Origin of the sequence: Bradyrhizobium sp. 41S5 (genome assembly GCF_011516665.3) — a bacterium.
GTDB classification, from domain to species: Bacteria; Pseudomonadota; Alphaproteobacteria; order Rhizobiales; family Xanthobacteraceae; genus Bradyrhizobium; species Bradyrhizobium quebecense.
On sequence record NZ_CP083721.1, the window covers coordinates 5,898,031 to 5,912,559 of the forward strand.

The following is a 14,529-nucleotide window of genomic DNA, read 5'->3' on the forward strand; positions in this document are numbered from 1 at the left end:
GTCTCGTGTGACTCGCGCTCGCTGCGATCGCGGCTCACGCCGCCAGCGCGTCCTCCACGATCTTCACGAAATACGAGGTGCCGTAGACGATCGCCTCGTCGTTGAAATTGTAGGCGGGGTGATGCAGGCCGGCGCTGTCACCGTTGCCGCAGAAGATGAAGGCGCCGGGCCGCGCTTCCAGCATGTACGAAAAATCCTCGCCGCCCATCAGCGGCGGCATCGGATGCACGTTGCCGTCACCGGCCACCTCCTTGGCGATCCGGGTCGCGAATTCGGTCTGCGATGCGTGGTTGACGGTGACGGGATAGCCGCGCTTGTAGTCGAGATCGATCCGGGCGCCGGTCAGTTGCGCCACGCCCTTGACCACTTCACCGATGCGCTTCTCGATCAATTGCCGGACCTCCGGGGTCAGGGTGCGGACTGTGCCGCGCAAGACCGCGGTCTGCGGAATCACGTTGCGGGCATTGCCGGCGTGGAATTCGCAGATCGAGATCACGGCGGAATCGAGCGGATCGACGCTGCGCGACACGATCGACTGCAGCGCGGTGATCAGTTGCGCGCCGACCATCACCGAATCGATGCATTTGTGCGGCCGCGCGGCGTGGCCGCCGAGCCCCTCAATGTTGATATTGACCTCGTCGGTGGACGCCATGATCGGGCCGGAGCGGATCGCGAACGAGCCGATCGGAATCCCCGGACCGTTGTGCATGCCGTAAACCTGCTGGACGCCGAAGCGGTCCATCAAGCCGTCCTTGATCATGGCGGCCGCACCGGCCCCGCCCTCCTCGGCCGGCTGGAAGATCACGACCGCATCGCCGGCGAAATTGCGCGTCTCGGCGAGATAGCGTGCCGCGCCGAGCAGCATCGCGGTGTGGCCGTCGTGGCCGCAGGCGTGCATCTTGCCCGGCGTCTTCGAGGCGTAAGGCAGGTTGGTTTCCTCGTGGATCGGCAGCGCGTCCATGTCGGCGCGCAGGCCGATCACCTTGACGTCGCCTTTGGCCGGACCCTTCTTGCCCTTGATGACCCCGACCACGCCGGTCTTGCCGAGCCCGGTCACGACCTCGTCGCAGCCGAATTCCCGTAGCCGGTCGGCCACGAATGATGCAGTGCGGTGCACGTCATACAGGAGCTCGGGGTTTTCATGGATGTTGCGGCGCCAGGCCTGGATATCGGGTTGCAGATCGGCGACGCGGTTGACGATGGGCATGAGAATTCTGGCCTCAGAGGTTGGACGTAAGTCCTGTCTAGCATGCAAGAGGCGGTCCACCCAACAGATGTGGCATGCCTCCGGCCTGGGCCCGCATTCGCAAATGGGATGCCGAATGTTCCCCGGACGTGGGGGCCGGGCGACCTTGCGTCCGTTCGCCAATGTCTGGCCCGACGGAATCGCATCCGACCAAAGCCTAATGGTGCCGGGGATATCTCATGCGGATACTACTTCAGGTTTCCGCACCGAAATCCTCCGGCCTTCAAAGAAGGGCGCGGCTGCATGACGCCGGATCAAGCGGTCTTGTTCTCCACCATCATCCTGCTGGTGCCGATGGGATACTTCCTGCTCGCGGCCCCCGCGTTCCTGCTCGTGAAGCTCGACGTCCCGCCCGTCACGCGTCTGCTGCGCGGCATGTTCAATGCCTACTTCCTGGTGCTGACCGTCTCGGGTGTGATCGGGACGCTCGCGTTCGCCGCCGCGGGCCGGCCGGCCGTCGCGCTTGGCATCGCCCTGATCGCGGCGTTTGCGGTGCTGGCACGCCGATGGTTTCTGCGCCGGCTCGATGCCGAGGCGGACGCAAGAGACCTGGGCGATTCCACCGCGGTGCGGCGGCTCCGCCGGCTGCATTGGGGCGGCATGCTGTGCAATGCGGTTCAGGTCTTCGTTCTGGTCGGCAGCATTCCCTACATGGCGCCGCTGCCTTGATCGGGTCTTGCTCCGCCGATCCCATATCCGCTTGGGGCGCGTAAGATTGGAAGCAGCGTCCGCGTTGCCCTCGAAGCGCGGCGCAGGGCAGGATTCGTTCTCGCCACGAGGAGCCTGCTCGCTATGCGTCGCGTTTCCGATGTGGATCGTATTTCGAAAGGACGTCTTTGAGGTAATCCCGGCTCTTCCATTCCGGTGCGGGCGGCTCGTAGCCGGGTCGAGGAACGAACGGATTCGCCGCCACATCCGCTGACGCGCTCATCATGTCCGGAATGTAGCGCGGGCAATTCGGGAAGATTTCGCATTTGACGCTGACGACAAGCTTCGCCCCATGATGCCGGGCAAGCGTTTCCGCGCCGTCGTGGATCGTTGCCTTGCCTCGGATGCGCGCGCGAAACGTCTTGCCGTCGAGGCGTACAAAGAGCAACCCGACGTTCGGGTTGCGGTGAATATTGCCAAGTGTGCGGTACATGTTGTTGCCGTCATACTCGGGGTATTCAAGCGTGTCGGGCCCGGTGATCTTCACGAAGCCGGGATCGCCACAACGCATCGAACAATCGACATTGTCCTGATAGCTCGTCGCAATGAAAAAGAGTCGCGTCTCCTCGATGAGCTTGCGCTCCTGTTCCCAGAATTCGAAGTGGAGGCGATGCTTCTCGAGGCCGTCGGCGACGCGACGACCGTCGAAGCGGTCCTGCAACTCACGCATTCCGTCGTGGTAAAAAGGGGCGCGAACGGGATCTGCCACAGGACTCCTCCAGCAAGTTGAGCAACCGGTCTGCAAGTTTTGGCACGGCCAGAATATGCGGTGCAACGGCAGCAGAATCTCTTGGGCGCGCCCGGCCTCAGACGGCTAGTTCCCCCGCGCCTGCCGGTCGAACGCGCTCAATACGGCAAGCGTCATGGCCTCGATACCTGTCTTGATGGTGGGCTCCGGCACCGGCGCGAACAGCGGCGAATGATTGCTCGGCAATGGCGGGCCGTTGCCCGCCCGGGCCGCGGCAACGCGCTCCGGCTGGTAGACACCGATATTGAAGAACATCGACGGCACGCCGGCGGTGACGAATTCCGAATAATCCTCGCTGGGCGTGCCGGGCGGTGACGGTGCGAACTTGTCGCCAAACGCCGCCTTCAGCACCTTTTCCGCCGTGCCGACCACGTCGGGATCATTGATCACGGCCTTGGTCCCTTCGGCGAGGTTGATCTCAGGCTCCGGCGCATTCGACATGGCGGCGACCGCCTTCGCCGTCCGCTCGATGCCTCCAAGCATTTTGGCGCGCACTTCGGGCTTGAAGGTGCGAATGGTGCCGAGCAGCACCACATCGTCAGGAATGATGTTCGACGCGGTGCCGCCGTGAATTGCGCCGATGCTGACCACGCCGAATTCGGTCGGGTCCTTTTCGCGGCTGATCACGCTCTGAACATCGACGACAAAGCGCGCGGCCATCATCACGGGATCGATCGTCGCCTGCGGTACCGCACCGTGCCCACCGCGGCCACGGAATTTGATGTAGAGGCCATCGGCGGCGGACGAGCCGATCCCGACGCGATAGCGCACTGTTCCGTAGGCGAACGGGCCATCGTGCAAGGCGAAGCCGAAATTCGGCTTTGGAAATTTCGTGAACAGGCCATCCGCCAGCATCGCCTTGGCGCCCGCCACGATCTCTTCAGCCGGCTGGGCGATGAACATCAGCGTGCCGTGCCATTGGTCTTTCAAGCCGACCAGCGTCTTGGCCGCGCCCGCCCAGCTCGCCATGTGGATGTCGTGGCCGCAGCTGTGGGCCACGAAGGTTTCCCGTCCCTGCCATGTGGTCTTGTCGTGGCTGGCATAGGGAAGGCCGGTCTTCTCTTCCATCGGCAGCGCGTCGAGCTCGGTGCGCACCATGATGGTGGGGCCCTCGCCGTTCCTGTAGATCGCGACCAGCCCGGTCTTGCCGACGTGCTCCGTCACCTCAAAGCCCAACGCCCGCATTTCGGCAGCCAGTTTGGCCGCGGTCTTCTCCTCCTGAAACGCGATCTCGGGATGGGCGTGAAGGTCCTTGTAGAGCGCGTCGAGTTTCGGGTAGTCCGCCTCGACCGACTTCTCGATTGCGCCCTTCAGCGCGGCGACATCGAGTTCGGCATTGGCTCGCAGCGGCAATGAAGCGCAGAGCGCGGCGGACGCAAGCAGAGTGAGAACAATCTTGTTCATGGCAATCGCTCCAACCGAACCCCGCATACTGCATTCCGAGCAACCCTTGCAACGCCAGGCCGGGCTCGGCTGCGCGATTTAAGCAGGCAAGTCGATTGGAAACAATGACTGATCCAGAGCGTGTGCTCGCCTACCCCGAGGTGAGCATCTGGCTGCGGATCTCCTGTGCGGTGCGGCGCAGCGGCAGCAGAAATTTCTTGCGCGCGCCGGCCTCGCTGACCGTGCCCGAAATCGTGTTGACGCTGAGCGCCGCGACCACCGCACCGGCCGGATCGCGCAGCGGCACGGCGATGCCGCAGATCGCGGGATCGAGCTCGCCATCGACCCAGGCATAGCCGTCGCTCTCGACCCGCGCGAGCAATTCGCCGAGACGCTCCGGATCGGTCACGGTGCGCGGCGTGACCTGCTTGAAGCCACCGCTCGCAAGATGAGCCTCGCGGGTGCCAGGCGGCAGCGCCGCGAGCATGACGCGGCCGAGCGACACCAGATGCGCCGGCAGCCGGCTGCCGACGCCGAGATTGGCCGACAGAATCCGGCGCGCCGGCAGACGCAGCGCATAGACGATCTCGTCCTCATCGAGCACCGCCATCGCGCAGGACTCCCCGATCTCGTTGCGCAGATTCTCCAGCGCGCGCTGCGCATGCGCCCAATAGGGCAATGCATTGAGGTAGGACAGGCCGAGCCCGAGCGCGCGCGGCCGCAGGCTGAAATAGCGTCCATCGGAGGCGCAGTATTTCAGCGCGACCAGGGTCGCGAGGATGCGGCGTGCGGTGGCGCGGTTGAGACCGGCGGTGTCGGCGGCCTCCGCCAGCGTATGCCGGCCCGGCGGCTTGCCGAGCGCCTCGATGATCGAAAAACCGCGCGCGATCGCACGCACGAAGCCGTCACTCTCTTTGCTCATGACGCCGTTCTGCTGGGGCCGTCGTATTTGCTCATCACATCGCAGCCCGCATGGCTGCCTGCACATGACGCGGCGCTGCCCGCTTGTCAGGGGCTCCCGACCGCGCTAGCGTCAATTCACACAGCGAATGAAATGTTCGCCTGGCGAACTAAATAGCAGGAGGATCCTCGATGGCGCAAGCAGAAAGTTCTGCGGCCACCCCGTTCGAAACCGATTTCTGGAAGGACGCGAAGCTGCGCAAGGTGTGGGACGACATCGTCCCCGGCGAGCCGCGCAAGACGCTGCCCTACACGCTCACGCAGGAAGCGATCGCGCTGTACTGCCGCGCGGTCGGCGAGACCAATCCGCTCTATCTCGACGAAGCAGTCGCGAAGGCCGGGCCCTACGGCGGCCTGATCGCGCCGCCCGCGATTCATATTCTCTTGATGTTCGCCTGCACGCCGGCCGACGACTGGATGCGCTCGCCGGGCACCGTCAATGCCGGGCAGTCGTGGAGCTACACCATCCCTGCCCGTGCCGGCGACACCATCACCCTGCAGGCCCGCGCGCTCGACAAGTTCATCAAGCGCGAGCGGCTGTTCGTGGTGCACGACAACGTCTTCTTCAACCAGCATGGCGACGTGATCTGCTCGGGTCGCGGCCAGACCATCCGTCCGATGTAAGGAGGATCACGATGACCTCAGCGAATTTCGATGCTCTCAACGCCGGCGACACCATCGACGGCCCCGCTTTCGCGGTCACGCGCGAATCGATCCGCCTGTTCTGCGATGCGTCGCTCGACTACAACCCGCTGCATCTCGACGACAACTACATGAAGGGCGATTTCGGCAAGACCAATTTCGGCGGCATCATCATGCATGGCATGAACAATTTCGGCCTGATCTCGCGCATGCTGACCGACTGGGCTCTTCCCGCCGGCGCGATCCACCGCAGGCTCGAGACGCGCTGGCTGAAGCCGGTGAAGCCCGGCGACACGATCCGCCCCGCCGGCACCATCAAGGCCAAGCAGACGACCGCGAAGTCGCGCTGGGTGCTGGTCGACGTCGCCGTGCAGAACCAGCGCGGCGAAACGGTCGCGGCCGGCGAGGCGATGCTGGAGTTTCCCGCCGCGAAGGCGGGCTAACGGACCTTAGCCTCCGCCCCGCGCGCGCGGAGAGGTCGGAACGCATCGCCAGATGCGTTCCGGGTGGGGGGAGCCTCCGCGGGCTCAGCTATCGCCGCGTTGTGCGGAGGCAGCCCCTCACCCAACCGCTCAGAGCGAGCTTCGCTCGTCTCGCCCCCGTAAGAACGGGCGAGGGAGCACGGCTCGTTCGCGGCTAGCCAACTCAACAACAATCAAAAGAATCATTTGGAGGTTTCGATGCAGGATGCGGCCCAATCGCGGCTTTATGGACGGATCGCCTGGCGCCTGATCCCGTTCCTGCTGGCGTGCTACACGGTTGCGATCATCGATCGCTTCAACATCGGCTTTGCCAAGCTGCAATTCCTACACGACCTCAACATCGATGACGCGGTGTTCGGGCTTGCCGCCGGCATCTTCTCGGTCGGCTATGTCGCGCTCGAAGTGCCGAGCAATCTGCTGCTGGTCAGGATCGGCGTCCGCAAGACGCTGCTGCGGATCATGCTGCTGTGGGGCATCGTCACCGTGCTGCTCGCGCTGGTGCAGAACCAGTATCATCTCTATCTTTTGCGCTTCCTGCTCGGCGCCGCCGAGGGCGGCTTCTTCCCCGGCATCCTGTATTACCTGACGCTGTGGTTTCCGGATCGAGTGCGCGGCCGCATGACCAGCCTGTTCGTGATGGCGGTGCCGCTCGGCGGCGTCATCGCCGGGCCGTTGTCGGGCCTGATCATGGATCACATGCAGGGCGTCCATGGCCTGCATGGCTGGCAGTGGCTGTTCATCCTCGAAGGCGTTCCAGCCGTGCTGCTCGGCGTCGCCGCGTATCTTTATCTCGCCGACGGGCCGCAGGCCGCGAACTGGCTCAGCACCGACGAGCGACGGCAGGTCTCAAGCGATCTCGCCCGTGATCGCGCCGCCGCTCCTGATACGACAAGCAGCTTTGCGGCGGCGCTGCGCGAGCCGCGCGTCTACCTGCTCGCGTTCATCTATTTCGCGTTCTTCTGTTCGCTCAACACCATCCTGTTGTGGACACCGACGCTGCTCAAGCGCGTCGGCGTGGCGACCACCACCGAGATCGGCTGGCTGAGCGGCGCGATCTCGGTGGCGTCGGCGATCGGCATGGTCGCGATCGGCTACAGCTCCGATCGCACCAGGGAACGGCGCTGGCACGTGGTCTGCTGCGGCCTCGTCGCAGCGGCGTGCTTCGTCGCCTTGCAGGCCGCGCAAGGCAGCATCCTGCTAACCGTGACGCTGCTTGCCATCGCCTCGATCGGCATCTTCGCGATTCTCTCCCTGTTCTGGACCATTCCGAACGCGATGCTGGAAGGCAGAGCCGCAGCGGGCGGCATCGCGCTGATCAGCGCGATCGGCTCGTTCGGCGGCGCGGTCTGCCCCGCCCTAATCGGCTGGATGAATGTCGCAACCGGGAGCATCTACGCACCGCTCGCTCTCGTCGGCGCCGTGCTCGGCATCGGCATGCTGGCGCTGATCGTCTGTGTGCCGCGGCCCGAGCCCGAGGTCACACTCGCCGAACCCGGCCGTCTCTGATCATTCGCAGACGCCCGGCGCCGTCGGCCGGGCTTGTCTCCGCCGGCTGCGTCTGGATAGAACTCGGCTCTGACTCTGTCAGAACCGAGTTCTATTTTCTTGTATTGACGCGTTTTCTTCACGCGAACCGGGCTCCACTTCGCTCGAAAACGCTATAGAAGGACGTCAACAAAAGACGCTTGCCGGGAACGAGGACATGCCGCGAAGGCTCGAGGGTGATTTCGACTACATTATCGTCGGCGCGGGCACGGCGGGCTGCATCATGGCTAACCGCCTGTCGGCCGATCCGAAGAAGCGCGTGCTGCTGCTGGAAGCCGGCGGCAAGGACAACTGGATCTGGTTTCACATCCCGGTCGGCTATCTCTTCGCGATCGGTAATCCGCGTTCGGACTGGATGTTCAAGACCGAGGCTGAGCCCGGCCTGAACGGCCGCGCGCTCGCCTATCCGCGCGGCAAGGTGATCGGGGGCTCGTCGGCGATCAACGCCATGATCTCGATGCGCGGCCAGGCCGCGGATTACGATCACTGGCGCCAGCTCGGCCTCACCGGGTGGAGCTACAGCGACGTGCTGCCGGCATTCAAGCGGCTGGAAGATCACTTCCTTGGTGAAAGCGAGCATCATGGCACCGGCGGCGGCTGGCGCATCGAAGCGCCACGGCTGTCATGGCAGGTCCTCGATGCGGTCGGCGATGCCGCCGAGGAGATGGGCATCAAGCGCATCCCCGACTTCAACACCGGCGACAACGAAGGCACCAGCTATTTCCACGTCAACCAGAAGCGCGGGCGGCGCTGGTCGTCGGCGCGCGGCTTCCTCAAGCCGGTGCTGAACCGCAGCAATCTGCGGCTCGAGACCGACGTGCTGGTCGACCGTCTGATCATCGAGAGCGGCCGCGCCGCCGGCGTGCTGTTCCGTCAGGGCAATGAGGCGGTGGAGGTGCGCGCTAAAGGCGAGGTTATCCTCTGCGCCGGCTCGATCGGCACCACGCAGGTGCTGCATCGGTCCGGCATCGGTCCGGCCGAATGGCTGTCGCCGCTTGGCATTGACATCGTGGCTGACGTGCAGGGCATCGGCCACAATCTGCAGGACCATCTGCAGCAGCGCGCGATCTACAAGGTGTCGGGCGTGCGCACGCTGAACGAGACCTACTACAACCTCGTGCGCCGCGGCCTGATGGGCCTCGATTACGCGTTCCGTCGCCGCGGGCCGCTGACCATGGCGCCGTCGCAGCTCGGCATCTTCACGCGCTCGGATGCGACGCGCTCGCGCGCCAACATTCAGTTCCACGTGCAGCCGCTGTCGCTCGACAAGTTCGGCGACCCGCTGCATCGCTTCCCCGCAATCACGGTGAGCGCCTGCAATCTGCAGCCGACCTCGCGCGGCACCGTCCGCATCCGCTCGACCGCGCCCGACGACAAGCCGTCGATCGCGCCGAATTACCTGTCGACCGAGGACGACCGCCAAGTCGCGGCCGACGCGATCCGCACCACGCGCAAACTGATGAAGCAGAAGGCGCTGGAGAAATATCGTCCCGAGGAGTTCCTGCCCGGCCCCTCGGTCGGCGACGACGACGCCTCACTCGCCAAGGCCGCCGGCGACATCGGCACCACGATCTTCCACCCCGTCGGCACCGCAAAGATGGGAACGGCCAACGATCCGATGGCCGTGGTCGACGAGCGCCTGCGCTTCTACGGCCTCAACGGCTTGCGCATCGCGGATGCCTCCGTGATGCCGACCATCACCTCCGGCAACACCAACACGCCGACCGCGATGATCGCCGAGAAGGCTGCAGCGATGATCCTGCAGGATGCACGATAGAGCGACGATGAACTCCCGGAAGCGCATTCTCGTTGGCGATGCCGGCGCGCAGATCGCGCTGGCACGATGGGGCGAGCCGGCTTCCGGCAAGCCGCCGGCGCTGCTGCTGCACGGCACCGGCTTTGTCGCCGAAGTGTGGACCGAGGTCGCGGAAGCGCTGGCCGCCGACTACACCGTCTATGCGCTCGACCGCCGCGGCCATGGCCTGAGCCACAAGCCGCCGGCCGACCGCTACCAGTTCCAGGATTTCGCCGACGATGTCTGCATGGTGGTCGAACGCCTCGACCTTCGGAACATTTACGGCATCGGTCACAGCGCCGGCGCGACCGACCTGATGCTCGCCACGAAGCTGATGCCAGACCGCTTCGCGCGGCTGTTCGTGACGGAGCCGACCGCGATGGATCCGCGCGTGCCGCGCACAGCCGGCCTGAGCGACATCGCACGCGCGTCGGTGCAGGGCGTGCTGCGCCGACGGGCCGAATTCGATAATGCCGACGATCTGTTCCGGCGATTGCGCGCCGCGCCGGCGTTCGCGCCGTGGACCGAGCCGTCGCTGTGGGCCTATATCCATCACGGTTTTGCACGGCTCGGCGACGGCCGCATGCAGCTACGCTGCACGCCGGAAATCGAGTCGGCGCTGCTTAGGCCGATCTTCCAGGCCATGGAGCAGATCTACACCGGCGATGCGCGCGGCAATCCGTTCCCGTGGTTCTCCGACATCGCCTGCCCGGTCTGCATCGCCACGGCTGAGCAGTCATGGCCGGTCTACAAGGAGATGGCCGATCGCGCCGCCGCCCTGATCCCGCACGCCAGCCGCTGGACGTTCGAGAACGTCGGGCACTGCGTCGCGCAGGAAGCGCCGGAGCTCATGGTTGCGGCGCTCAAGGCATTCGCCGCGCGAATTGATGAGAATCGGCGCAACAATCAGGCGACATCACCGTTGTAACCCAGCGCCCTGTCGTCCAGGCGGGACGACCTCCGCGGGGCTCGACGACAAGGGTGAGAATGGATGCCGCCTTCGACAGTTTCCGCCTTGAACGATACAAGCGGGTTCGTCGGCGAAACACATGGCCGGTTTGAGCAGGCGCCAAGTCTCACCAGGATCCTCCTCGCGCTCGGTATCGTCTACGGCGACCTCGGCACCAGCCCGCTCTACACTTTGCAGACGATCGTCCACCTGATGGGCGATCGTTTCACGCCCGAAGCAGCCCTCGGCTCGCTCTCGCTGATCGTCTGGGCGCTGATCATCACGATCTCGGTCAAATATTGCATCTTTGTCATGCGCGCCGACAATCATGGCGAGGGCGGCATCCTTGCGCTCATGGCCCTGACCGGAGCACGCTGGTCCGGACAGGGGCGCTGGCTGGTGACAATGGGGCTGTTTGGCGCCGCCTTGATCTATGGGGACGGCATCATCACCCCCGCGATCTCGGTGCTGAGCGCGGTCGAGGGTCTGAACGTCGCAACTGATACATTCAAGCCGTACACGATGCCGATCGCGGTTGCGATCCTGATTGGATTGTTCGCGTTGCAGCGGCAAGGGACCGCAAGGGTCGGCAAGGCATTCGGTCCGGTGATGTTGCTCTGGTTCCTGACGATGGCGCTGCTCGGCATCGCCTCGCTGGTACAGCACCCCACCGTGCTGCGCGCGCTCAACCCCATGCACGGTATCCTGCTGCTCACCACGCATGGCCTGCTCGGCTTCACCCTGCTCGGCGGCGTCTTCCTTGCCCTCACCGGCGGCGAGGCGCTCTATGCCGACATGGGGCATGTCGGCCGCAAGCCGATCCGCCTCGCTTGGTACGGCATCGTGCTGCCTGCGCTGGTACTCAACTACGCGGGCCAGGTCGGCAATTTCATCGCATCGCCCGATCCGTCCGCCAATCCGTTTTTCAAACTCGCATCGGTCTGGGCGATCTATCCGCTGGTGCTGCTTGCGACCCTGGCGACGATCATCGCGAGCCAGGCCATCATCACCGGCACTTTCTCGATGACACGTCAAGCTATGCAGCTAGGATGGTTTCCGGGCGTACGGATCAACCAGACCTCGGCCGAAGAATATGGCCAGATCTACGTGCCCTTCGTGAACTGGACTATGATGTGCCTGACGGTCGCGCTGACTATCGGCTTCGGCAGTTCTGACCGCCTGGCCGGCGCCTATGGCGCGGCCGTTTCCACCACCATGGTCCTGACCACCGCCCTGCTCTACCAGGTGATGCGGCGAAGATGGGGCTGGAGCGCGGCGCGGGCGACCTCGATCGCTGGAGTGCTGCTCACGGTCGATCTTGCGTTCTTTCTTGCCAATCTCTTCAAGATCGCGGAAGGCGGCTGGATTCCCCTGCTGTTCGGCGCGCTGCTGTTCGGCGTCATGGTCACGTGGCATTTCGGCCTCGACGCGCTGCATCGACGAAGCATGGCCCAGTCGGACCATGTCGATGCGTTCTTTGCTGGCCTGCGCGACCGGCACATCGCGCGGGTGCCGGGGACCGCGATTTTCCTCACGCGGCTAAACCACCGCATTCCGCCGATCATCGTCAACTACGTCAAGCAAGCCCATTCGTTGCATCAGACGGCGATCGCATTGACGGCAAGCTTTGAAAGCGTACCTCGAATCCGCCCCTCCGATCGCATCCGCTGCGAGCAGCTTTGCGAAGGCGTCTGGCACATCACCGTTCATTTCGGCTTTGTCGAGATACCCGATCTGCCAGCTGTGCTGGCGAATGCAAAGCAGATCGGGGTACCAATGCAGAAGGACACGACCTACTACATCGAGCGTCACGACCCCGTCAGTTCCAGACGCCGCAATCCGTTGGCGCGGTTCCAGATCGCGCTGTTCGCATTCATGGCCCGGAACTCCGCACACGCCATCGACCGATTCAGGATTCCAAACGGTTCGCTGGTCGAGATTGGCAGCCGGACAGAGCTCTAGATGATGATGCACCGGCCGCGGCGATTGCGATCTTTCCCCGACCGAAAGAAATCGCCGTCCCCTTGCGGCGGACGGCGGAAGCCACTCACGCAGTACTGGAACGGTTCTTAGTGATTGCCGTGGTGCTCGGCGTGATGCCGGCTCGCCTCGGTGTGGTGATGCTGGGCGTGGCTGGCGTGACCGTGGGCGCTGTGCGCGTGATGCGCCGCCTTGTGGTGGTCGCCGGCTTCGTGGTGCTTGGCGGCTTCGCGGTGATGACGCGCCGCGTGCTCGTGGTGCTCAGCTGCCTTGTGGTGATGCTCAACGCCTGCGTGGTCGCTCATGAAGAATCTCCCGGTGTGGCGAGTGAAGTCCGCCATTCTTATGCAGGAGCGCTGACGTTATGCTGACGGCTGCAAGACAGCTTTGTTGCGGCGTTCATCTATGTTGCGGGACGTCGCCATGTTGCGGCGCGCATCAGCGCCACTGCACCGGTCGGCCACCCGTCATTCCGGCGGCGGAAAGCGCTCGACGGTCGGTAGCTCATGCGCCGCTTCCATCCAACGCAGCCGCTCCGCGACCTGGATATGCATGGTTGCCGGAACCGCATCGGGATCGTCATAGGTGCCGCTCTGAATGTCGATGAACCCGGGCAACATGTTGCCATTGGTGTAGAAAAGCCCGGTGCCGCAGCTCGCGCAGAATTGCCGCCGGCCATGCTCGGAGGACCGGTAGATGCTGGGCTGCCCCTTGGTCACCTTGACCATGCCTTCTGCGACCATCACCCAGCCGACCATCGGCGCGCCGGCATGGCGCCGGCAATCGGTGCAGTGACACAGCGCATGGACGACCGGTTCCCCGGTCACCTCGTAACGTATCTCTCCGCAGTGACAGCCGCCGGTGACCTCAGCCATGTGTTCCTCCGACCGATCAGTGGTTTGCCGGGTCGATAGCGTTGCAGGCCCCAAACTTTCAATGGCGCATCTTGCCCTTGCGTCCCCCTGTCGCGCCGGCGGTATGTCTGCTCATGTCGCGGCGGGCTTTCCCGCTCTCACGAAATCGTCATGCCGGCCCTCACCCCCCTCCAAAGCCCCGGGAATAAACCCTCAGGCCCGCCGATCACCTTCCCGGAAACCCAATCCCTGGGCCCAACGGGAGACTTGCTATGAGCGGACACGATCACGACCACCACGATGAAGAGAAAGGCGTCAGCCGACGCAAGGTGCTGGAATGCATGACCTGGGCCGGCACCGGCGTGCTCTGGACGGTTACCGGCGGCGTGCCGCATTCGCTCGGCATCGTCGACTCGGCAGCCGCAGCCGAAGCGACCACCGGCATGACCTTCATGCAGATCAGCGACAGCCATGTCGGGTTCGACAAGCCGGCCAACCCGAACGCCATCGGCACACTTGAGGAGGCCATCAACAAGGTCCGGGCGATGCAGGTCAAGCCGTCGTTCATGATCCACACCGGCGACATCACGCATCTGTCGAAGGCGTCCGAATTCGATGACGCCGATCGCATCATCTCGCAGGCCAAGCTCGACGTGCATTACGTGCCGGGCGAGCACGACTTCATCGACGAGGAGGTCAAGCTCTACAAGGAACGCTACGGCAAGGGCACCAAGGGTCCGGGCTACTACTCCTTCGACGCCGGCGGCGTGCATTTCGTCGGCCTCGTCAACGTCGTCGACCTCAAGGGCGGCGGCCTCGGCAATCTCGGCAACGAGCAGCTGGAATGGCTCGAGAACGACCTCAAGGGCCGCTCGAAGTCGACCCCGATCGTGCTGTTCGCCCACATCCCGCTGTGGACGGTCTATCCGCAATGGGGTTGGGGTACCGAGGACGGCGCCCGCGCACTGGAGTACGTCAAGGGCTTCGGCTCGGTCACCGTGCTGAACGGCCACATCCACCAGGTGATGCAGAAGGTCGAGGGCAACGTCACCTTCCACACCGCGCGTTCGACGGCCTTCCCGCAGCCGGCGCCGGGTGCCGCCCCCTCGCCCGGCCCGATGAAGGTCGAGGATGCCAAGCTGCGCAGCATGCTCGGCGTCGCCAGCATCAACTTCAAGCAGAACAGCCAGCCGCTGGCGATCATCGACACGCCGTTGCAGGGCTGAGGGACGAGACC

14 protein-coding genes are annotated in these 14,529 nt (G+C 64.4%); 9 read left to right on the plus strand and 5 right to left on the minus strand.

The window, feature by feature from the left end:
• Positions 1 to 34 precede the first annotated feature (34 nt).
• On the minus strand, positions 35 to 1,207 hold the full coding sequence (locus tag HAP47_RS28510) for a M20 aminoacylase family protein (protein ID WP_173641750.1): 1,173 nt from the start codon (positions 1,205 to 1,207) through the stop codon (positions 35 to 37).
• Positions 1,208 to 1,489: 282 nt separating this feature from the next.
• Between HAP47_RS28510 and HAP47_RS28515 the strand changes: the two genes are divergently transcribed.
• Positions 1,490 to 1,915 carry a hypothetical protein gene (locus HAP47_RS28515; RefSeq protein ID WP_173641749.1) on the plus strand — a complete coding sequence of 142 codons (426 nt, stop codon included), beginning with the start codon at positions 1,490 to 1,492 and terminating at the stop codon, positions 1,913 to 1,915.
• Between the two features lie 121 nt (positions 1,916 to 2,036).
• Here HAP47_RS28515 and HAP47_RS28520 read toward each other — a convergent pair whose 3' ends face one another.
• The 3 genes from HAP47_RS28520 to HAP47_RS28530 form a co-directional block, all read right to left on the minus strand.
• Positions 2,037 to 2,663: a pyridoxamine 5'-phosphate oxidase family protein gene (locus HAP47_RS28520; RefSeq protein WP_173641748.1), complete on the minus strand. Its 627-nt coding sequence runs from the start codon at positions 2,661 to 2,663 to the stop codon at positions 2,037 to 2,039.
• A gap of 105 nt (positions 2,664 to 2,768) precedes the next feature.
• The gene (locus HAP47_RS28525) at positions 2,769 to 4,106 is read right to left on the minus strand and encodes an amidohydrolase (RefSeq protein WP_173641747.1); all 1,338 of its coding nucleotides are present in this window, start codon (positions 4,104 to 4,106) and stop codon (positions 2,769 to 2,771) included.
• A gap of 130 nt (positions 4,107 to 4,236) precedes the next feature.
• A complete protein-coding gene (locus tag HAP47_RS28530; protein ID WP_173641746.1) occupies positions 4,237 to 5,007 on the minus strand; it encodes an IclR family transcriptional regulator domain-containing protein in 771 nt (256 codons plus the stop codon).
• A 170-nt stretch (positions 5,008 to 5,177) separates the two neighbouring features.
• Between HAP47_RS28530 and HAP47_RS28535 the strand changes: the two genes are divergently transcribed.
• The 7 genes from HAP47_RS28535 (at position 5,178) to HAP47_RS28565 (ending at position 12,809) form a co-directional block, all read left to right on the plus strand.
• Complete coding sequence (locus tag HAP47_RS28535) at positions 5,178 to 5,669, plus strand: MaoC family dehydratase (RefSeq protein WP_173641745.1); 492 nt, start codon at positions 5,178 to 5,180, stop codon at positions 5,667 to 5,669.
• A gap of 11 nt (positions 5,670 to 5,680) precedes the next feature.
• On the plus strand, positions 5,681 to 6,130 hold the full coding sequence (locus HAP47_RS28540) for a MaoC family dehydratase (protein ID WP_173641744.1): 450 nt from the start codon (positions 5,681 to 5,683) through the stop codon (positions 6,128 to 6,130).
• 237 nt (positions 6,131 to 6,367) lie between these two features.
• Positions 6,368 to 7,675 carry an MFS transporter gene (locus HAP47_RS28545; RefSeq protein ID WP_231168451.1) on the plus strand — a complete coding sequence of 436 codons (1,308 nt, stop codon included), beginning with the start codon at positions 6,368 to 6,370 and terminating at the stop codon, positions 7,673 to 7,675.
• Between the two features lie 196 nt (positions 7,676 to 7,871).
• Positions 7,872 to 9,491 carry a GMC family oxidoreductase gene (locus tag HAP47_RS28550; protein WP_173641742.1) on the plus strand — a complete coding sequence of 540 codons (1,620 nt, stop codon included), beginning with the start codon at positions 7,872 to 7,874 and terminating at the stop codon, positions 9,489 to 9,491.
• Positions 9,492 to 9,498: 7 nt separating this feature from the next.
• Entirely contained in the window at positions 9,499 to 10,437 is a 939-nt protein-coding gene (locus HAP47_RS28555) for an alpha/beta fold hydrolase (protein WP_173641741.1), read from the plus strand.
• Between the two features lie 87 nt (positions 10,438 to 10,524).
• Positions 10,525 to 12,420 (plus strand): potassium transporter Kup, encoded by a 1,896-nt coding sequence (locus tag HAP47_RS28560; RefSeq protein WP_231168453.1) that lies wholly within the window; start codon positions 10,525 to 10,527, stop codon positions 12,418 to 12,420.
• A 110-nt stretch (positions 12,421 to 12,530) separates the two neighbouring features.
• On the plus strand, positions 12,531 to 12,809 hold the full coding sequence (locus HAP47_RS28565) for a hypothetical protein (RefSeq protein ID WP_173641739.1): 279 nt from the start codon (positions 12,531 to 12,533) through the stop codon (positions 12,807 to 12,809).
• Between the two features lie 96 nt (positions 12,810 to 12,905).
• On the opposite strand, the gene HAP47_RS28570 is transcribed toward HAP47_RS28565, so the two are convergent.
• Positions 12,906 to 13,313 carry a GFA family protein gene (locus HAP47_RS28570; RefSeq protein WP_173641738.1) on the minus strand — a complete coding sequence of 136 codons (408 nt, stop codon included), beginning with the start codon at positions 13,311 to 13,313 and terminating at the stop codon, positions 12,906 to 12,908.
• A 251-nt stretch (positions 13,314 to 13,564) separates the two neighbouring features.
• On the opposite strand from HAP47_RS28570, the gene HAP47_RS28575 reads away from it, so the two are divergent.
• Positions 13,565 to 14,518 carry a metallophosphoesterase family protein gene (locus HAP47_RS28575; protein WP_173641737.1) on the plus strand — a complete coding sequence of 318 codons (954 nt, stop codon included), beginning with the start codon at positions 13,565 to 13,567 and terminating at the stop codon, positions 14,516 to 14,518.
• Positions 14,519 to 14,529 lie beyond the last annotated feature (11 nt).